The sequence below is a fragment of the [Lactobacillus] rogosae genome, assembly GCA_900112995.1.
In the GTDB taxonomy this organism is placed as follows: Bacteria; Bacillota; Clostridia; order Lachnospirales; family Lachnospiraceae; genus Lachnospira; species Lachnospira rogosae.
Genome location: FONU01000018.1, coordinates 21,414 through 41,350, shown reverse-complemented (window position 1 = coordinate 41,350; position 19,937 = coordinate 21,414). Strand labels below are relative to the sequence as shown.

The window sequence follows — 19,937 nt, the reverse complement described above, 5'->3', positions numbered from 1 at the left end:
ATCAGGCTTGTCCGCTGTACTTCATCACTGCTTAATGTACTGCTGCCTGTCTGATTACTAACTGTTGTACATTTATTATTTATTGCTATGACTGTATTATATATTGCACGACTTACATACAACTTACAATTTGCCCTTAAATTTATATAATGGCAGTATTATTTTAAATTGTGCCCCTCCATACTTGTCACTATTGCCTGCCCTTATATTTCCGTGGTGTGCTTCTATTATAAGTTTCGACAGGTTAAGTCCTATTCCTGCGTGGAATTCGTCCTGACTTTTCCTGCTCATAAATCTGTCAAATATTCCTGCTATATCACAATCCTGTATTCCATCTCCATTATCAGATATAGTTATCATACATACCTCTGAATTACTGCTTATATCTATATAGACCATACCATCCTTCTTCTGGTTAATATGTTCATAACAGTTACTTATAACATTAATCAACGCCTCTAAAAGCCAGCCCTCATCTGCATACATCTTTCTATGTCTGTCTTCATTGCCATAATTAACCGACACTTTCTGCTTATCATCAACCGCGCACTCCACACTCTCCTCAACTATATAATCAATAACTATCTCATCTGATGAAAGTGTGATTTTTCCTGACTCTATACGGCTTATGTCTAGTAATTTCTTAATAAACATCTTAATTTTAAATGTATTCTTCGTACAATCTGTTATCAGTCTGCATATATCTTCATTAATGCCGCATAATTCCTGTATCATCTCAAGCTTCATTGTAATTACAGACAGCGGTGTCTTAATCTGGTGTGCTATATTCTCAACAAACTCCTGCATTTTCTTATATTGTATTTTATTATATTCGTGTTCTTTATTAAGCTCGTCCTTCAAAGCAACATTCTTTCCTGCAATCAGCTTAATCTGTCCCATATAATCTTTCTTGCCAATCTTATAACAGCTGATAAGACCGTATATAAGAATTACAGCAAGTATTAAAGCTATTACAATATAACTTACAAGCTCTCCATTTATCCTTAATAAATATGTGTAGCCTTTAGCTGAATATCCTGCCTCAAGCATTGCATCAGAGCCTGCCTGTAACGTATACTTATTAATATTAAGATACATCAGGTTATTAACAAGCTGTACTGCCGAATTCTCATCTGACAAATAAAGAGCTCCAACAAGAGCCCTTTGTTTAATATTATAATATACAATTAACGACACTATTATAATCACACTTACAGCCATTACTCCTAACACGAAAAATGTCTGTTTTATTCTATAATTTCTTACGTTTTTCTTAACATCTTCTTCTGTAATTCTAACTATTCCCATAGCTTTCCCCCTCTTTTTATACTATCCAGCGGTATCCTACATTTCTTATTGTTTCAATATATGGAATATGCTCATCTGAGAATGTTCCAAGCTTTGCTTTTAATCTGCTCATTGTAACTGTCAGTGTGTTATATTCCACATAATTGCCGTGCATATCCCACAGTCTGTCAAAGAACACATCACGCCTTACAACCCTGCCTTTATTCTCAATCAATATCTTTATAATATCCCATTCATTTGATGATAGCTTAAGCTCTTTGCCGTCACGATAAAGCTTATACTGGTCAAAATGCACTGACAGGCTTCCTTTATTATAGACATCACCTGAATTCATATCTCTTCTTCGCAGATTGGCACTTATTCTTGATAACAGCACCGCATTATGAAATGGTTTCGTCACATAGTCATCTCCGCCCATATCAAGCCCTTTTATAATAGATTCCTCATCATCGCACGAGGTAATAAATATAATCGGTGCATCGCTGTTATGTCTTATTCTTTCACAAATGTCAAACCCATCACCATCAGGAAGCTTCACATCAAGCAGATACATATCATATATATCCGTATGCTCATCAAATTCTTTAACACTTCCCGACGTTATAACGTCATAATTCTTTAAGATAAGCAGTTCCTTTAATGTCTCCCTTAATTCCCTGTCATCTTCCACAATCATTATCCTGTACACTAACACCACCTCTTTTACTCTCACTAATTCTCTTAACATTGTAATAATTGTAATATGATTAATATTAACATATATAGCTTGCAATCAGCTTACAAAATGTTCTTTAATATTGTATCTGCATTACTTATTGTGTAATCTGTCAATCTATATGCCATAATTCTTACCCCTGTAATAACAGGAACTACAAATCCATTAGAATATAATTTCGCACATCTGTTAATAACGGTCTTATTAGTAACTTTCAATGCTCCTGCCACATCAACAGGCTTAAATTCATACATTTTATTCTCTATTAAATATGCTAATAATTCTTTATCCTTCTTATTAAGATAAGATAAATTAACTTGTTCACTCTGCTTATTGGTTTCCATTGATAACTCGCAGACCTTATTAGAATATAATTCCATCATTCTCAAAAAATACGTTATCCATATCTCTGGATGAGGTGGATTTTCGCGCCCCATATAGTACAATGCTGGCAGACCCATTTGTAATGAACTATAGTATTCATCTGAGTCATATGCAAAATATTCCTCTAATGAGCCTATACCCTGAAATCCATAACCATAATAATCTAATATATATCCTGAAAGCAGTCTCGCTGTTCTTCCATTACCATCTTCAAATGCGTGTATTGTAATTATCTGATAATGAACAATTGCCGCTATAATAAGTGGATGGTCATCAGTTGTATTAACATACTCAACAAGTTCATCTAATAATTCAGGTATCTCATTATACTCTGGTGGTATATATTCTGCTTCCTGTGTCTCAGAATCATACACAGCAAATAAATATCCCGGCGGCATTGCACCCCTTAAACCTATTTTTTCTTTAGATGCCCCTTTTTCTACAATTGACTGGACCTTTAATATAAGTTCCTTTGTAAATGGTGCTTTCTTAGCTATCTGCTCCTCAAGATAATTCAGTGCCATATAATAATTACGAACTTCCTGCTCTGGCTTTAAAAAATGCTTATGCTCATCTTTATCTATAACATCGCTTACCTGCTTTTCCGTCAACGGATTTCCCTCTATTTTATTAGAAGCATACGAACTCTTTTTCTTAGAATTCTTACGAAGTTTATTTCTCGTAATAGCTGGTAATTTTATATTATTAAGCGTAAATTTATTCTGTACAATATTAGTTATCATTCGTACAATATCGTTATTTAAAACAGCCTTTATCACTAATAACATCATCTCCTTACATATATCCTCATAAATATATAATACAATCCCCCTCATATTTTTTCCACTAAAATTACACTATTATTACACTATTTTTCACTAAAATTACACTATTATCCCCTGTAATTACACTATCCCCAAAATACATCTACACAATTATTACACTATCCCCAAAATTGAACATAAAAAAAGCCACGGCTACATTTCCTTATATTTCTTAAGAAAATATCACCGTGCCTCCTACGCAACACGTAAATATCGCCAACGCACAGTTGTGCGAGGCTGTCATATTGCAAGCTGGGTGCTTTTGCAGCCGTCGGCACTTAGCGGCTGTCCTTTAGCCGCTTACGTGTCCGCTACGGCTACAAGCAGCGAGAGCGTGCCCAGCGGTAATATAACACCCTCGCACAACGTCCGTCTTGTCTTATATTTACCTACCTCCCCATAGTCCCCATCACCACCAGTGACATAATAGGAATCATAAGTATCGTAGATATCGGATTTAACGCCGCCGCTATATCGGTAGATACACCCAGCCTCTCGCTATATATTATTGACACAGCCGCTGATGATGCGAACATTGCCGCCGCTAATATCTGTCTCATAACTAGCGGTGCCGGAAGTACGCAATATATAAGCACAGCTGCAATAATACCAATAACATAACGCATTGAAAGCAGTGTTATCACTTCTTTTGCAGACTCTCTGCTCATATGAAGTTCTAATGACACACCTATCATTATCATTGTAAGAAATCCGTTTCCTTTTCCACAGAAATCTGCTGCCATCGTTACAAAATCCGGAAGCCTGCAATTAAGAAATGACAGTATTGTCATAATCATATATGTATCAAATGAAACTGATGTTAACAATCCTTTTAAAATTGTTAATACATAATTCTCATTTTTATCTTTACTGCCTCCATTAAGTCTCATTTTGCCTATTGCATAGGTTGTTCCCAATGTATAAAAAGAATCTCCGACATCAAACATACATAGATAAGGCACACCTGCTGGATAAAAGGTTGATAAGAATGGAATTGCAATACAGGCCATATTAAATCCCGAAGCATTAACCGAATATATTGCCTTTAATTCAGGACTTTTATCAGCCGAAACTATCTGTCCTGATATCACCATAACCGTATTAACCAGAAATCCCAGCAGTATCGCTATTACATAGTATACATTTACTTCTGCCCCAGCGAAGCTGCTTATTAAAGAAGCTGGCAGAGTAATATAAAATATCAGGTTTGACAACACCTTTTTGTCTTCTTTATGAAACAGCCCTGCTCTTTTTAAAATATACGACATCACCATAGTCAGCAGATACACAAGTGCAGTCATAACAACATTTACCATACTTCACCAGCTCCTACACAAATATATTATTTACTCTGTACCCATAACCCCAGTCTCAGGAATTATGTTACCACCATCTATTATATTGGCTGTGCCTGTAACATACTCTGCATCATCACTTGCAAGACTCTAAGAATTTTTTTGCAATTCCATAGCCTATTCCGCCAGCCGCACCCGTAATAACAGCTACCTTGGTATTGGCTTTTAACCACTCCTTAGCCATATCAATAGTGACATCCAGATATTCATCATCTACAGTCTTGGCTGTGTCACTGTCACTATGAGTCGCAAGCCACGCAAGTCTTGTAATACGCCTTAATAATACGAACATCGGTATAAACTTCTTGTCTTCGTCTGATAATTTTCTTACTTTCTCATAGCCTCTTACCCACGCTCCTTCAAGCTTTGTCAGATTTCCCGAATAAGTAACAAGTGCACAGCCCATATCATACATATAAAATCCATAACCGCTGTCATCAAAATCTATTATCTGGTTGACACCATTATTATTAATCACATTATAAAAATGTAAATCTGCGTGGATAAGTCCGAATTTTTCATTGCTTCTGCCATAATAATTAAGTTTGTCCTTCATTACAGATGTACATTTTTCAAGTATCCTGTACTGCTCTTTAGTTAAAGCCTTATAATCACGCCACGAGCCCCATATTCCATCGTTATTGTCGCCAAAAAGATTGTTGATATCCCAGTAAAATCTCTTAATAACAACACTCTTATCTCTATTAATTGACTGCATATGAAGCTTCGCTGTTATTTCTCCAAGGCTTTCAAGTCCTTTTATAAGTTCGTCATCTTTAAGCTCACCAAGTGGGCTTCCTTCAAGAAATGATATAACTGAAACATATACTTCTTCACCAGAAAATGTAGTCATTTTTTGAAGAAATCTGCCATCCCTGCCACGATATACGACTGGAAGTTCCACATCTGTATCACGGTGGATTTCGTCCATCCATAATATTTCGCCTTCCAGTTCTTCTATATTGTGATACCCCGGTCTGTGTATACGCAATACTACAGGAAAAGCTTCTTTAAATGTAATTTTGAATATAACATTTTCTGAATATTTCAATAACTTTACATCATAATCTTTATCAAAATCATACAGCAATAATAAATTATCTCTTACATCTTTTTCTAATGCCTGTCGTGTATCATTCATATAGCCCTCTTTTCCGCACATACATAATTCACTTAGAACTTTCCTGAAAAATCACAATGAGTATCTTAAAATATCCTGCTTTAACTAATCTTTACTTCTAACCTACTTTGAAAGTGCCTGTGCAAGACCCTTATCTATTTTTTCAAATAATTCGTCCATAAATGCATCATCACACAAAAGTCCTAACTTTAACTGCAATGTATTAGGGTGGAGTCTTGAATTGTGTGACCATACGCCGTTATCAAATAATGGCTTGCATACTGTCTTGCTTGCATCTTCACAGTCAAAATTAATACCCATAATTACACCACGCTGTGTATAACCTGTAATAAATCCATCATATTTATCAATAAGTGCATTAACTCTTTCTGTAAGAATCTTGGTATTCTTATTAATATTATCAACTGTTTCTTTTCTTGTTGATATTTCAAGAACCTTCATCGCAACAACACAGCCTAATTCTGAATTACCACAGGTAGAACCGTGCATTCTTCCTATATCAAACATCCAGCTTGCCGCTTTTTTGTTCATAACCGTTGCTGATATTGGATATATTCCACCTCCAAAGCCTTTAGCTGTTGTAATCATATCCGGAACGAAGCCCTCGTGTTCAAAGCACCACATTTTTCCGGTTCTCATAAGACCTGTCTGTGTTTCATCTGCTATATACAATGTTCCATATTTCTCGCAAAGCTTCTTAACACCTGCAAGATAGCCCTTATCTGGAATTGGGAAGCCATAAGTTGCAAGAAGTGATTCTATAATTACACACGCTACATCTTCTTTCTTAAGCTCTGCCTCCATTGCATCAAGATCATTAAGGGGAACTTGTACGAATTCTCCAGGTGCTCCCTGACAAAGAAATGGATCTTTAAATCTTGCATCTCCTGTCGATACTGAAAGACCTGTATGTCCATGATAACAGCCCTGAATTGATACAACTCTCTTTCTTTGTGTAGCATATCTTGCACTCTTTATTGCAAGGTCAACTGCTTCACCACCACAGGTTGAAAAGCATGCATAATCAAGTCCGTCAGGACAAAGGCTTGTCAACTGCTCCGCAAGCAGTGCCTTGGTTATTCCTGTAAAATGGTGATTACCTATATCCAGCTCTGTCATAGCATCTGTTAAAGCACCTATAATCTCTTTATTTCTATGTCCTAAGTTGTATGTACCACCATTAATATGTATATCTAAGAACTTTCTGCCATCCAGATCCCAGAAATAATAGCCCTCTCTTTTGCCCATAACGATAGCCATATCCCTGTCAATCCATTCCTGTGTCTTTCCAACATTCCAATGTGCCAAACTTTTCTTTAATATATCTTCCTTAGTAATATCTGGATTATTAATATAACTCATAGACTACCTCTTTTCTATAACACTTATGTTACTGCTGCCATTAACTATACTATCTTATACTGGCTGTTGGCCCTCTCAAACCTGCTCGGCGTAAGTGAAGTATTTTTCTTGAAATCCTTTATAAAATGTGCCTGGTCATAATATCCAAGCCTTTCGTATATCTCATAAGTAAGACTGTTCTGCAAATAATATATTGCCTTCTGTATTCTTATTATTTCCGCATATTTTTTCATAGAAACGCCAACAGCTTCCTTAAACACACGGTCAAGATATCTCTGGTTGTAGCCTACCTCTTCGGCTATCTTTGCAATATTTATATTGCCCTTACCCTTATGAATAATGCCTGCTATGCTTGCAATAATATTTTTCTTATCTGCAAAATGCCTGTCATACCGGAAATTATCCATAAAAATATCCACCATTTTTTCAAAATCATCTTCATTTTGAAGCATAGATGATATATTCTGTATATCATCTATATAAGCAAGGCATTTTCTGTCACATACTATGTCCGAAATATACTCTTTCATAAAATCTGGAATTACACCTGGTTCAAATTTAACTGCAAAAGTTTTCTTGCTTCCACTTATATATGCAGGGCTGACCTTAGTATGTGTTCCGCACGCATATGGAACATATCTGCCCTTTTCATATATAAACTGTATGTCTATGCAGGCATCAGGAATTGCATATATATCTTTCCTGCAATTATCAACTTTATATATCTTATTAATATAACCATCTTCTATTATGGTCTCTGTATATTTAACACCTTCTGATATAAGATAAGTCTTAACCTGCATAGTAACACCTTCTTTCTTATGTGCACTTAACTTCAGGCTTTTTATTAAGCTTCCTGTGTGCTTCCTGTATTAGTGCATTTTATATTAAAATCTGGATATTTTATCTTTATATAATCTTCAACAAGCTTTACAGCACCCTCAAATCCCACTCTTTCCGTATTTATAGTAAGATCATAGTTCACTGGGTTAGTCCAGTAGTTGCCTCCTGTATAATGTTCATAATATTCTGCACGGTATTTATCTGTCTGTGTAATTGACCTTGCCGCTGTGGCTTCATTAACACCCATTCTGTTCATAATCTCTTTAAGTGTAAATCTTCGTGGTGCTTCAATATAAAGGCTTATAACATTAGGTCTGTCCTTTAATATCCAGTCAGCACATTTTCCGACAATCACACAACTTTCTGTATCGGCAAGCTGTTCTATAATCTGTTTCTGGTACTCAAATAACTTCTCATCTGATACAAACTTCCTGTCCTCTACTTTAGGAGAACGCTGCATTGGAAGTCCTTTAAGAAATGCCGAAAATACATTCTGGCTTCTCAATTTCTCATTAACCTCTGCAAATACTTCCTCATCAAGTCCGCTCATCTGAGAGGCAAGCATAAGTATTCTGTTCTCATAACAATGTATTCCCAAATCATCTGCTATCTGCTTGGCAATTCTTTTTCCACAGCTGCCAAAGCCTCTTGCTACTGTAATAACCAAATTATCCATAATAATCCTCTTTTCTGCACGCGTTTCCTGTGCACGTCAAGTTAGTGCCTGCTCACTTTGTTACATATATTCCACTGTTACTTATATTTCGCTGTTACTTATATTCCAATTATTAAGCACCCTTCTTTACGCCGCTTTCCATATATCTTGTTAAGAATGTTCTTGTTCGTTCATTCTTAGGATTAGTAAATAATATATCCGGACTTTCGTCCTCAACAACATATCCGTTATCCATAAATATTGTTCTTGTTGATACATTTTTCGCAAATTCCATCTCGTGGGTTACAATTATCATTGTAAGTCCCTCATCTGCTAACTCTTTCATAACATTAAGGACTTCTCCTACCATCTCTGGGTCAAGTGCTGAGGTAGGTTCGTCAAATAAAAGTACCTCTGGATTCATACAAAGACCTCTTGCAATGGCAACTCTCTGTTTCTGTCCACCTGATAACTGTGCCGGCTTGGCATTGATATATGCTGCCATTCCAACCTCTCTTAAATGCTTTATAGCCCTAAGTTTAGCTTCTTCCTTGCTAAGATGAAGTATCTTCTGTACACCAAACATACAATTCTTTAATACCGTCATATTATTAAACAGGTTAAATGACTGGAACACCATTCCAACCTGTGACCGGTATTTGGAAAGTGAGCTTTGTGTATTCTTAACCTCTTCCCCATGAAATAATATTTTGCCGCCTGTAGGTGTTTCAAGGTGGTTAATACAACGTAGCAATGTTGATTTGCCTGAACCTGAAGAACCTATAATACATACGACTTCACCCTTTGATATTTCAAAATCTATCTTTTTTAATACTTCGTGGTCACCAAATGACTTTACGAGATTTTCTACTTTAATAATTGACTCTGCCATAATAACCTCCATTCCTGCCTGCTTATCACTCATTATCAAGGAATTCAGTTGCAAGCTCATAATCGCTTCGTCCCTGTAACTTCTTTTCAACAACTGCAAATATTCTGTTAAACACAAAACATAAAACAAAATAAATGATTGAAATTACAATATATGATTCAAAATATTTGTAATATGCACCACCTGCTGTCTTTGCCATAAGGAACAGCTCTGATACACCGATAACGTTTAATACTGATGTCATCTTCAAATTATTAACAAATGTATTACACATTTCAGGTATTACATTCTTTAATGCCTGTGGAACAATTATGTAAAGCATTGCCTTGAAATGTGACATTCCCATAGCGAGTGCTCCTTCTTCCTGTCCTGCATCTACTGACTTAATACCTGCTCTTACTGTTTCACCCATATAAGCTCCGGTATTAAGTGTTGTAACAAGAATACCTGCAATAATTGAAGTTATCATTATGTCATTCTGTCTTAAGCCATAGTAAATAACCATTCCCTGAACAATCATTGGGGTATCCCTGAATATTTCAACATATACAACTACAATTATCTTTAATATTCTTATCAGGATCTTCTTTACTATATTGTCTTCTTTATGTATCTGTACTGTATTGATTATTCCTACTGCAAAACCAAGAATAAATCCTAATATTGTACCTATAAGTGACACATAAAGTGTTACCCAGGTAGCTTTTAAAAATAGTGTTGAGTATTTATTAAATATAAACCAGCTCCATTGGAACAGTGTTCCATCAGCACCTGGCGTATTGGCCGCTAATGCCACTATTGAACTATACATACCTTTACCTCCCATACATTTAATTATAAAAAGGAATGTGCATTATAGACACATAGTGCCTTTTATGTAATAGGGGATTCTATCGGAATTTCCTGTTACATAAAAAAGCCACAGACTTCCCCTGTAAGGTCCTGCCGCCTTTGACAGGAAAGTCTGTGGACTTTTATTATTTTTATAAGGTTAAACTATTATGTAGTACTTTGTCAGATTAATTATCAACTATTACTTTAGTCTTATTTAGTTAGATGATGGCTGTAACTTAACCATTTCATCCATTAACTTATCAAATTCAGCCTTGTCATTCCAGTTAAGCTTATCAAGTGCTTCCTGAACTGTATCTCTCATTGGATCACCTTCCCTGAATACTATACAGCAGTCATTCGATGCACCCTCTGGCTCTGTGAAATCAAGATTGAGCATCTTTAAATTATTCATAGTTGAAAGTGCTGATATTGATGTTGTGTAATCAAGGATAACCATATCGGCTGTCTTATTCTGTACTGCAAGAAAACATTCTGATGATGTTTCATAGTCTGTTGCAATTACACCGCCAGGTACTTCGTCCTTGTAAGGTACATAGTTAGTTGCAATCTGTGTTGTTAACTTAGTATTCTTACCCTCAAACTGTGAAAGCTTAGTATAATTAGCATATTCACTATCTGCTCTTACAACACCAACAATCTGTCTTTTATAATAAGGTGTTGAAAAATCATATGTCTCATCTCTTTCAGGACTGTAGCATACACCAGTCATTACTGCATCATATGATCCATCCTGAAGTCCCATAAGTATTGAACTCCATTCAATCTTGTATACCTCTAATTCATAGCCCATTTCATCTGCTATTCTCTGTGCAAGCTCAACTTCATATCCATATGCATATCCATCTGCATTTTTAATCTTTACTGCCTGCTTGCCATTACCAACCTCTGGTGATTCCTGTGTCCAATTGTAAGGTGCATATGCACATTCAAATGCTACCTTCAATACTTTCTTGTCTGAATCGGAACTCTTACTTCCACAACCTGTAACTCCTAATGTCATTGAAACCACAAGTGACATTACAACCATTAACGATAATAACTTCTTCTTCATAACTTTTCTCTCCTTTCACCATTGCCATAGTAAAAAATACATACAGAAAAGGCGCCTAATTCATTGGAATTAGACGCCTTTGTCAATCTTGTATTCTGTTGACGCTATTAACATAGCAGATATATTAATATAATAATTGTAAAAATTTCACTTATGAATTATATACCACGTTCTTATGCAGATTGCAATAGATAATTTATCTATATGCAGTTATAAGAAACATTGGTGCTTCTTTGATGTCCTTTTCTTTCAATAATTTCTTACCTATGGCTTTGTCTGCACTGCAATTACTAAATCCATATTTTTCTAATAAAGCTATATCATACTCAGGTCTTTGGTGTCTTCCTATATCCATTGCTTTCGTGATATACGCATTTTCTGCTTCAAGTGCATAGGTCATTCCCTGGTGTCCGTATGGTTCTTCTTTCTTATCATCATCAATAAGCGTTGCATCCAGATTCTTCATATTGGCATAATTCGCATCATAATTTAACAGCACGCCGCCTTTTTTTAACACTCTGTGCCATTCCTTATAGGCTTTATCCACATCAGGGAGTGTCCATGTAAGATTCCTTGTTATAACAACATCGAAGCTTTCGTCTTCATATTCCAGATTCATAGCATCCATAACCTTGAAATTAACATCTGCCCCATATCTGTCAGCCAGAACTTCAGCCCTTTCTATCATATCCGGTGTTAAATCTATTCCCGTAACCTGAAGTCCTTTGCCATAAAGAAGTATCGCAAAATATCCAACACCTGTTCCAACATCAAGCACCCTTACATTCTGTCCATTATCTATAAGCGGACTTATATATTGCATAATGTTATCAACCCATTCACGGCTTAACTCACTGTCAAGCTCATTCTCCCTGACATCTGAAAAATCTGCCACACGCTTAGTCCAGTAGTCTACAACTTTTTCTTCTATATTATTTTTATCCTGTATCATAATCTATTTTCTTTCATAATCCGTTACATATTTCTTATAGGCATATTACTGCATATCCAGCTCTGCCGTTATCTCATAATAATCTGATGGGTGTGCAGTTAAACCGCTCACACCTTTCCCTGAAACAATTGACATTTTAAGATGCGATGCAAATATAAAAGCATTGTCGTCCAGTATTGTCTGTGTCATCTTTATTCCAAGCTGTTCCCTGCCTTCTGTATCAAATGTAGTACTGAGCTGTTCTTCAAGCTGTTCAAGCTGTTCATTATAATAACCACCACGGTTCTTTGACGAATTCTTAAGACAGTGTGTTGTAAAGAAATATTCAGGATCACCTGTTGGTGCACACACAAAGGCACTTGCATATATATCCCACTCACCTTTTTTAACATAATCAAGATGATTAGCCGTACAGTTAATCTTAACCTCTATTCCTATCTGCTTTAATGATGCCTGAACATTTTCTGCAAGCAAAGGAAGCTCCTGTCTGCTTGGATATGTAAGCCACCTTAATGTAAGCTTTTCTCCATTTTTATCAACATATCCATCACCATCTGTATCCTTCCAGCCCGACTGTGCTAATAAATTTCTGGCATTATCAATATTATACTCCGCAGCTTTAACATAGCTGTCACCAAATGTATAATCTTTCGGAAATGGTCCTTCTGCCAACGTTCCATTGCCTTTTAATAATACATTAGTAAAATCTTTCTTATTAATTGCCATAGCAATTGCAGCTCTTACATTGCTGTCCTGTAAATTGACATTAGCATAATTCATCTGTGCAAAAAATGAACGTGAAGTTTCGCTTGATGATATTGTATAATTGCTGTTATTAAACAGCGAAAGACTTGAATATGGCAGACCATAAGCCGCATTAAGTTCACCTGACTGCAATGCCATTGTAAGAGTATCACCATCACTTATCGTCTTAACAATTATTTTATCAAGCCTAGGCTCTCCATTCCAGTAATTCTGATTCTTAACAAGTGTAAGTCCTGAGTCTGTCACAATCTCCTCGGCTATATAAGGTCCTGTCGCTGATACATTACCCTCATCAGTAATTCCTGCCTGCATATCAATAATACAGCCATAAGGGTCAGAAAGATAATTAATAAGTGCTGGCACCGGCTTGGCTGTTGTTATTATGACTGTATCAGCTTCTGCCTCAACCCTCTCTATATTCAAATCCCCTGCTGCTCTTTTATGCACCGCAACAAGATGTTCTATACATTCTTTAACAGCCTCACCATCAAGCTTTCTTCCACTTGTAAATGTAATTCCATCTTTTAAATTAATCTTCCAAGTAAGCTCATCTACATTCTCATAGCTTTCAGCAAGCCATGGCTCTAATTCCATTGTATCCGAATATTTAAAAAGAGTCTCTCCAACGCCATATCTTATGCACGCCCAGCCTGAATATCCGTTATGTGGGTTGACATCTGTCTCATCATTTTCTGCGTTAAAGGTTGTATCTCCATAGTAGAATACTTTCTCTGTGGAAGCTGTACTTTTCCCACAGCCTGCAATACCTGATACAGCTGCTATTACAAGTATAATTCCTGCTAATTTTATTATATTCTGCTTTAATCTATCTATATTCATTCTGCTTTCACCTAATTTATCTATTCTGGTTCTGTTATTCTTCATTATAATTTCTTTTAATTTATATATGCATACCCTGTTGTTCTTCATTTTATTTATCTTTAATCTGTTCATAATTTATATACCTCATCTTATATATTTCTTATATTTAAAGTACCGACTTTATAAGAAGCCTTGTATATTCCTTTTCCGGCCTGTTGATAATATTATCTGTGTCTGAATACTCTATTATTTTCCCGTCCTTCATAACAGCTGTCTTATTGCATATCTGGCTTACCAGTGCAATATCGTGGCTTATGAATAATACTGTCATTTTCCTGCTTTGCTGCAACTGCTTAATAAGTGCAATTATCTGACTCTGCACTGTAACATCAAGTGCACTTGTAGCTTCATCACATATAAGAAACTCCGGCTTCACAGCCAATGCCCTCGCTATTGCCGCTCTCTGGCACTCGCCACCGCTCACCTGTCCTGGATATTTATTAACATATTCCGCTGAAAGTCCAACACTTATAAACAATTCCGACACAAGATTATCACTCTTATTATTTCTTAATGCTTCGGCAACACTTTTTCCTAATGTATATTCAGGATCAAATGAAGCCACAGGTGACTGATAAATCATCTGCATATTCTTATAAATATCCCTCATTTTACGGGCATTGAATCTACTTATATCTTCACCTTTAAAGATTACTGAACCACTGTATAACTTAACTGTATTCGTTATAATTCCAGCAAGCGTGCTTTTTCCGCAACCGCTTTCCCCAACAAGTCCTACACAGTCGCCCTCTTCTATAACCAGCTTGTCTATATCTACAGCCATTTTCACATCATACGCCTTTTTAATATTATTAAGCTCTAATATTGTACTCATCAGCACACTCCCGTCTTAACACTGGAACAGCCGATATAAGCTGTTTCGTATATTCTTGCTTTGGATAATTCATAATTATCTCTGTATCTTCGTATTCTACAATCCTGCCAGATTTCATAACAATTATTTTATCAGCAAGCTCCCTAACAACATTTATATTGTGCGACACGATAATCATTGAAGTATCTCCACTGCATTTTATGTCTTTAAAGATATCCACAACCTGCCTCTGTGCTATAACATCCAATGCACTTGTCGGCTCATCTGCAAGCAGCAAATCAGGCTTCATAAGCATAGCCATCATAATTCCAACTCTCTGGTTCATTCCACCTGATAACTCAAACGGATAACTGTTAAGAACCTTGATAGCATTTTTAATATTCATCTGTTCAAGCATATGAACTGCTTTCTCATCAATTATACGCTTTGCCTTTCTTTTATCTTTTACGGCTTCATTACTGAAAATGCTCTCATAAAGCTGGCTCTTTATTGTTCTTACCGGACACATTGCTCTCTCGGTATTCTGAAATATCATACCTATGTTACTGCCTCTTAAACTTTTCAGACACTTTTCATTACCAGTTATATCCACTCCGTTATATTCTATTACACCACCGTCTATATACCCCTCCTTAGGAAGAAGTCCTATTATGGCTTTAATAAGTGTGCTTTTTCCGCTTCCTGATTCACCTGCAATCCCTAATATCTCACCTTTTTTAAGCTGTAACGTTACATTTTCCAATACTGTGCTGTCAGAATAGCTTACAGATAAACCACTGATATTTAACTGAGTGCTGTTAACACTATCTATGTCCTTTTTATTCAATTTTTCCTTATTGTCTGCCTGTAATATCACTTAAAGTATCTCCTAACATATTAAACACAAGTACAGTAATAAATATTGCCAGCCCCGGTGCTATAACAACCCACGGTGCTGTCTGCATAAAGCTTCTGCCTTGACTTACCATAAGTCCCCACTCTGCAAGCGGAGGTTCTGCTCCAAGCCCTAAGAATGACAACCCAGCAATCTCCATCATCATATTTCCAATATCAAGAACCGCTGTTACTATAATCATATCTGCAATATTAGGTATAATATGCTTTATTAATATTCTTATGGTATTAAGTCCTGACATCCTTGCCACCTGTATATATGGCTCATTCTTTATGGCAAGCACATCTGCCCTTGCTATTCTTGCATACTTGGGCCACGATATTAGTGCAAGTGCAATAACAGCACTTACTAACCCTCCTGACATTACGCTTGCAACCGCAATTGCAAATACCAGCCCCGGAAATGCAAGAAATATATCTGACAGCCTCATTATAATGCTGTCTATAATTCCACCGTAATAACCACTTATTATTCCGGCAATACAGCCTGTTAACGTTATAATCACAACAAGTGCAAATGATGATGACAACGATATTCCTGCTCCTTTAATGACGCGTGATAACATATCACGCCCATACTGGTCAGTTCCTAACAGATGATGACTATCTGGCGGCATAAGTGCGGCTGACAAATCCTGCTCATAAGGATCATATGGAACAATCACATCTGCCAATACCGCTATAAGCACTATTAATAATGCAAATATAAGCCATATAATTAAGCTTGTATTGCTTTTATTAATTTTCCCTCTGAATATCAACCGCTGTCTGTTATTATTGACATTTTCTGTTCTTTTCTTAATCTTCATAACAATCTCCCAGACGTATCCTTGGATTGAGATAATGGTATACTATATCTGTTATAAGATTAATAACTACATATATAATTGCCATCCATATCACATATGCCTGTATAACCGGATAATCTCTCATCGTAATTGCATCTATCGCCATTTTCCCTACTCCGTCCCACATAAATATGCTCTCAACAATAGCTGTTCCACCAAGCAGTGAACCTATTGATAATGCGAGCAGTGTTATGATTGTAAGCAGGCTTGATTTAAGTACGCTTCCTGTAATTATCTTTAATCTGCCAACACCTCTTGCTATAGCACCCTGCACATAATCCTTCTGTAATTCATTAATCACAGCCGTCCTTATCTGTCTTATATATCTTGACGACATTGCTATTGCGAGGGTAACTGCTGGCAGTATCACGCTTTTAATTCCTGCATTCATTCCCATAACCGGCAGTAAATTAAGCTTCAGTGCAAATATGTATATAAGCATTATGGCGGCAAAAAAATTAGGCATTGAATTGCCTAAGAAACTTAATAACCTGATAATATAATCGATACACCGGTTCTTATTAACTGCCGCAATAATTCCAAGTGGCAATGATATTATAAGTGTCAATAATATTGAAACCACACATAAATATATAGTCGCTGGAAGCTTTGATATAAATGTTGCAAACACGGGCTTTCCTGATATATAGGAATTACCCATATTGCCTGTAATAACGCCCTTAAGCCACACAACATATCTGACAATGACTGGCTGGTCAAGCCCCAGTTCTTCTCTTAATTCATTCTTCTGTTCTTCTGATATAGCCGTTCCCCTGTTAGCCTCTAACATATCTATTGCATCTGTATTGCTTACATTTACAAGCAGAAAAGACAGCAGTGTAATGCCTATAATAATAGGAATAAGCTGTACCAGACGCTTTATTATAAACTTCTTCATAAATACCTTTTCTAATAGTCTTATATTGTCTGATTAGTATAACAATAAAAATGGAATGGCACAATTATTTTTTAATCGTGTCATTCCATTCTGTTATACCTATATTAATTAAATCTACTTAAATAATCACGCTGTATATATTACAGCTTCACTATCAGATATTTATTTCTTTAATTCCTCCCTTACAAATGCTAAGAATTGCTCGCCAATCCTACTTACTGCTTCGTCACATTTTTTGATATATCCAAATAACACTTTCCTTGTGTCATCATATAATGGAATACCATCAAAATTAGGCTGTTTGCTGAAATGGCTGCTGCTTATATTACACAGCCTGGAATATTTCAGCATATAATTCATAACATAATCACTATTAGTAATAACAGCAACGTGTTTGTTAAATTCCTCATCATCTTTTCTTATATTATCCCAATAATGATTAAGTGCAAACTCATCTTCGTAGCACTGAACAAGCATTTTATCTTTAAGATAACTCTCAACATCTTTATCCTTAGGTGCTTCATTATTGCCATAATATAAATAAGCCTCATTATCTTTAAGCTTAACAAATTGAAGATTATGCTTTTTAAGCTTATACTCAATCTGCTGTAACTGGTTATCCATAAAGAATATAAAACCTAATTCATCAAGCCCCGTTCCAACACGCTTAATAACGCTGTTGACACTTCCCTCCATTATATTATATCTGACATTCTCATCAGAATATTTGATGTAATAATCCGTAAAGCATCGCGCCACCCACGAACTTGGATTGCTTGATATGCTGAATTCTTCCCTGTCATCAATCTTATAAATCTGCGCAAGCTGGCGTTCCTGTTCTAATATCTTTCCAGCATATTCATACGCCTGTCTGCCACGCCTTGTAAGTTTAATGCCCCTGTTATCCCTTTCAAATACTTCAAAGCCAAGCTTCTCCTCAAGACTTCTTATAACCTTACTGACATTGGGCTGTGTTGTATACAATACTTCTGCCGCTCTGCTGAAAGACGAAAGATCTGCACACACGACAAAATATTGTAATTCCTTTACCTCAAGCATATTAATCACCGCTGTATTCTTTAACTATCTTGTCCACATCAATATTTCCAGCAAGAAAATCTACCCAGAACTGCTTATCACTGGAAAATTTTAGGTTAGCATCCTTCTCAAATCTGTCTAAGAAATCTAATACCTTCTTATAATCACTGCTGTTATTATACGGAATATCCCAAAGTTCTGTCTTATTGCCGTCTTTATCAAATGAAGCACAGGAAATGCCCTGCTCTGAAAATACTGTTATATACCACGTTACATTTTCATCATCATCACTTGTGCTTGCAGTTTCCCTTGTACTCTCTGTACCAGATATTCCCGCACTTGTATTACCTGTAAGAAGTGCTTCCTGTGTCTTAGACATATTCACAGCCTTAGTTTCTTCAGGGTCACTTGGAAAAAGTCCATCTGTAAGCTCATAATCAGCCTTATCAGATGTATCATCACCTGCTACTGTCTGTGACACAAAACCATATGCCGCTGTCCTAAGTGCCGCACTTGCCGCCGCATTAGCCCTCATATCTGACCTTGCGTCCGCCGCCGCTCTGTCTGCCGCCTTATCCTGCATCTCCTTAAGCCTCTTTAAGTTCTCCTTGAAATCATCAACGTAGTCGTCTATTCCGTCAAGCATTTTGTCCCACTGCTTATCAGACATACTGCGCCAGTCATTCTCATCAGCATTTTCATTAGCAAGTATCTTCTGATTGTAATAATCAGTATAGCTTTCTCTGAATGTCTGTGTATTAATATCCATTTTTCTCCTTCCTGCCGCTGTTCAGTCAGTCACAGCCGCTCCACTTTCCTGTACGGTCCAAGTGGTAAGTAAAATAAATGTACATAAAAAAACACACTTATCCAACAGCAATCAATCCATTGAATAAATGTGCTCTCCGTAGCTTAATGTATATCGGCATATGTATACATTTTCTTAATAAAACTGTACATTTTTTTCAATGAGCTTATCGCCCTCATATCTTAACTTTATTGTAAAAAATCTCTGTTCATCACTAAGGAGAAGCTTTAAAAATACAGCGTCACCCTCCCACGTTGGAAGCTCTAATATTTTATCTTTACTAACCCAGCAAAGGTCGCCTTCATCACATATGCTTACCTCACCGTCATAGTCATTCGCGGTAAACAGACACATAAGCTCAGGCTCACATTCATCACTTATAAATGTTATAAGCCCCCTGAAACGATATGCTGTAAGTGTAAGTCCTGTCTCTTCCTTCGCTTCCCTTAAAAGACATTCCTCTGGTGTCTCACAGCCCTCTGCGTGACCTCCAACACCAATCCACTTACCCTTATTGATATCATTTTCTTTCTTGGTTCTATGTAACATCAGATAGTTGTTATCTTTCTCAATATAACACAGAGTTGTCATCTTCATAGTTAATCTCCATATCTTGCATTATAAATATGTCT

20 protein-coding genes are annotated in these 19,937 nt (G+C 36.3%); all 20 read right to left on the bottom strand.

The window, feature by feature from the left end; translation table 11 throughout:
- Positions 1–123: 123 nt before the first annotated feature.
- The 20 genes from BM157_RS08945 to BM157_RS08850 all read right to left on the bottom strand — a co-directional run bounded on the left by BM157_RS08945 (position 124) and on the right by BM157_RS08850 (position 19,902).
- A complete protein-coding gene (locus BM157_RS08945) occupies positions 124–1,308 on the bottom strand; it encodes a sensor histidine kinase (protein ID WP_090140776.1) in 1,185 nt (394 codons plus the stop codon).
- 16 nt (positions 1,309–1,324) lie between these two features.
- Complete coding sequence (locus BM157_RS08940) at positions 1,325–2,020, bottom strand: response regulator transcription factor (protein WP_318255889.1); 696 nt, start codon at positions 2,018–2,020, stop codon at positions 1,325–1,327.
- Between the two features lie 65 nt (positions 2,021–2,085).
- Positions 2,086–3,186: a Fic family protein gene (locus BM157_RS08935; RefSeq protein WP_090140806.1), complete on the bottom strand. Its 1,101-nt coding sequence runs from the start codon at positions 3,184–3,186 to the stop codon at positions 2,086–2,088.
- A gap of 434 nt (positions 3,187–3,620) precedes the next feature.
- Complete coding sequence (locus BM157_RS08930) at positions 3,621–4,547, bottom strand: AEC family transporter (RefSeq protein WP_090140773.1); 927 nt, start codon at positions 4,545–4,547, stop codon at positions 3,621–3,623.
- 115 nt (positions 4,548–4,662) lie between these two features.
- Positions 4,663–5,727 (bottom strand): phosphotransferase enzyme family protein, encoded by a 1,065-nt coding sequence (locus tag BM157_RS08925; protein WP_318255888.1) that lies wholly within the window; start codon positions 5,725–5,727, stop codon positions 4,663–4,665.
- 102 nt (positions 5,728–5,829) lie between these two features.
- Positions 5,830–7,089 (bottom strand): class-III pyridoxal-phosphate-dependent aminotransferase, encoded by a 1,260-nt coding sequence (locus BM157_RS08920; protein WP_090140769.1) that lies wholly within the window; start codon positions 7,087–7,089, stop codon positions 5,830–5,832.
- Positions 7,090–7,133: 44 nt separating this feature from the next.
- Positions 7,134–7,892 carry a helix-turn-helix transcriptional regulator gene (locus tag BM157_RS08915; RefSeq protein WP_055307209.1) on the bottom strand — a complete coding sequence of 253 codons (759 nt, stop codon included), beginning with the start codon at positions 7,890–7,892 and terminating at the stop codon, positions 7,134–7,136.
- Positions 7,893–7,936: 44 nt separating this feature from the next.
- Complete coding sequence (locus tag BM157_RS08910; protein ID WP_090140766.1) at positions 7,937–8,608, bottom strand: cytidylate kinase-like family protein; 672 nt, start codon at positions 8,606–8,608, stop codon at positions 7,937–7,939.
- A 112-nt stretch (positions 8,609–8,720) separates the two neighbouring features.
- The gene (locus BM157_RS08905) at positions 8,721–9,482 is read right to left on the bottom strand and encodes an amino acid ABC transporter ATP-binding protein (RefSeq protein ID WP_349153849.1); all 762 of its coding nucleotides are present in this window, start codon (positions 9,480–9,482) and stop codon (positions 8,721–8,723) included.
- Positions 9,483–9,504: 22 nt separating this feature from the next.
- On the bottom strand, positions 9,505–10,290 hold the full coding sequence (locus tag BM157_RS08900) for an amino acid ABC transporter permease (protein ID WP_022501350.1): 786 nt from the start codon (positions 10,288–10,290) through the stop codon (positions 9,505–9,507).
- A gap of 237 nt (positions 10,291–10,527) precedes the next feature.
- Positions 10,528–11,385 (bottom strand): transporter substrate-binding domain-containing protein, encoded by an 858-nt coding sequence (locus BM157_RS08895; protein WP_090140765.1) that lies wholly within the window; start codon positions 11,383–11,385, stop codon positions 10,528–10,530.
- A gap of 196 nt (positions 11,386–11,581) precedes the next feature.
- The gene (locus tag BM157_RS08890) at positions 11,582–12,337 is read right to left on the bottom strand and encodes a class I SAM-dependent methyltransferase (protein ID WP_090140763.1); all 756 of its coding nucleotides are present in this window, start codon (positions 12,335–12,337) and stop codon (positions 11,582–11,584) included.
- A 45-nt stretch (positions 12,338–12,382) separates the two neighbouring features.
- Positions 12,383–14,056 (bottom strand): ABC transporter substrate-binding protein, encoded by a 1,674-nt coding sequence (locus BM157_RS08885; protein WP_318255887.1) that lies wholly within the window; start codon positions 14,054–14,056, stop codon positions 12,383–12,385.
- Between the two features lie 34 nt (positions 14,057–14,090).
- On the bottom strand, positions 14,091–14,819 hold the full coding sequence (locus BM157_RS08880; protein WP_055307212.1) for an ABC transporter ATP-binding protein: 729 nt from the start codon (positions 14,817–14,819) through the stop codon (positions 14,091–14,093).
- Positions 14,797–15,675, bottom strand: a complete 879-nt coding sequence (locus BM157_RS08875; RefSeq protein ID WP_318255886.1) for an ABC transporter ATP-binding protein — start codon at positions 15,673–15,675, stop codon at positions 14,797–14,799. The genes BM157_RS08880 and BM157_RS08875 overlap by 23 nt, the downstream gene beginning before the upstream one ends.
- The gene (gene nikC / locus BM157_RS08870; RefSeq protein ID WP_090140762.1) at positions 15,653–16,522 is read right to left on the bottom strand and encodes a nickel transporter permease; all 870 of its coding nucleotides are present in this window, start codon (positions 16,520–16,522) and stop codon (positions 15,653–15,655) included. Before nikC ends, BM157_RS08875 begins: the two co-directional genes overlap by 23 nt.
- A complete protein-coding gene (gene nikB, locus BM157_RS08865) occupies positions 16,512–17,459 on the bottom strand; it encodes a nickel ABC transporter permease (protein ID WP_022501357.1) in 948 nt (315 codons plus the stop codon). The genes nikC and nikB overlap by 11 nt, the downstream gene beginning before the upstream one ends.
- A gap of 162 nt (positions 17,460–17,621) precedes the next feature.
- Complete coding sequence (locus BM157_RS08860; RefSeq protein WP_090140760.1) at positions 17,622–18,518, bottom strand: LysR family transcriptional regulator; 897 nt, start codon at positions 18,516–18,518, stop codon at positions 17,622–17,624.
- A gap of 1 nt (position 18,519) precedes the next feature.
- Positions 18,520–19,266 carry a hypothetical protein gene (locus tag BM157_RS08855; RefSeq protein ID WP_022501359.1) on the bottom strand — a complete coding sequence of 249 codons (747 nt, stop codon included), beginning with the start codon at positions 19,264–19,266 and terminating at the stop codon, positions 18,520–18,522.
- 174 nt (positions 19,267–19,440) lie between these two features.
- Positions 19,441–19,902: an NUDIX hydrolase gene (locus tag BM157_RS08850; protein ID WP_055176574.1), complete on the bottom strand. Its 462-nt coding sequence runs from the start codon at positions 19,900–19,902 to the stop codon at positions 19,441–19,443.
- Between the last annotated feature and the right edge of the window lie 35 nt (positions 19,903–19,937).

What these genes read in the sequence shown, in the direction of transcription:
- BM157_RS08945 (WP_090140776.1), bottom strand. Translation starts at nt 1,308, where the DNA reads ATGGGAATAGTTAGAATTACAGAAGAAGATGTTAAGAAAAACGTAAGA.
- BM157_RS08930 (WP_090140773.1), bottom strand. Translation starts at nt 4,547, where the DNA reads ATGGTAAATGTTGTTATGACTGCACTTGTGTATCTGCTGACTATGGTG.
- BM157_RS08925 (WP_318255888.1), bottom strand. Translation starts at nt 5,727, where the DNA reads ATGAATGATACACGACAGGCATTAGAAAAAGATGTAAGAGATAATTTA.
- BM157_RS08920 (WP_090140769.1), bottom strand. Translation starts at nt 7,089, where the DNA reads ATGAGTTATATTAATAATCCAGATATTACTAAGGAAGATATATTAAAG.
- BM157_RS08915 (WP_055307209.1), bottom strand. Translation starts at nt 7,892, where the DNA reads ATGCAGGTTAAGACTTATCTTATATCAGAAGGTGTTAAATATACAGAG.
- BM157_RS08910 (WP_090140766.1), bottom strand. Translation starts at nt 8,608, where the DNA reads ATGGATAATTTGGTTATTACAGTAGCAAGAGGCTTTGGCAGCTGTGGA.
- BM157_RS08900 (WP_022501350.1), bottom strand. Translation starts at nt 10,290, where the DNA reads ATGTATAGTTCAATAGTGGCATTAGCGGCCAATACGCCAGGTGCTGAT.
- BM157_RS08895 (WP_090140765.1), bottom strand. Translation starts at nt 11,385, where the DNA reads ATGAAGAAGAAGTTATTATCGTTAATGGTTGTAATGTCACTTGTGGTT.
- BM157_RS08890 (WP_090140763.1), bottom strand. Translation starts at nt 12,337, where the DNA reads ATGATACAGGATAAAAATAATATAGAAGAAAAAGTTGTAGACTACTGG.
- BM157_RS08885 (WP_318255887.1), bottom strand. Translation starts at nt 14,056, where the DNA reads ATGAACAGATTAAAGATAAATAAAATGAAGAACAACAGGGTATGCATA.
- BM157_RS08880 (WP_055307212.1), bottom strand. Translation starts at nt 14,819, where the DNA reads ATGAGTACAATATTAGAGCTTAATAATATTAAAAAGGCGTATGATGTG.
- nikC (WP_090140762.1), bottom strand. Translation starts at nt 16,522, where the DNA reads ATGAAGATTAAGAAAAGAACAGAAAATGTCAATAATAACAGACAGCGG.
- nikB (WP_022501357.1), bottom strand. Translation starts at nt 17,459, where the DNA reads ATGAAGAAGTTTATAATAAAGCGTCTGGTACAGCTTATTCCTATTATT.
- BM157_RS08860 (WP_090140760.1), bottom strand. Translation starts at nt 18,518, where the DNA reads ATGCTTGAGGTAAAGGAATTACAATATTTTGTCGTGTGTGCAGATCTT.
- BM157_RS08855 (WP_022501359.1), bottom strand. Translation starts at nt 19,266, where the DNA reads ATGGATATTAATACACAGACATTCAGAGAAAGCTATACTGATTATTAC.
- BM157_RS08850 (WP_055176574.1), bottom strand. Translation starts at nt 19,902, where the DNA reads ATGAAGATGACAACTCTGTGTTATATTGAGAAAGATAACAACTATCTG.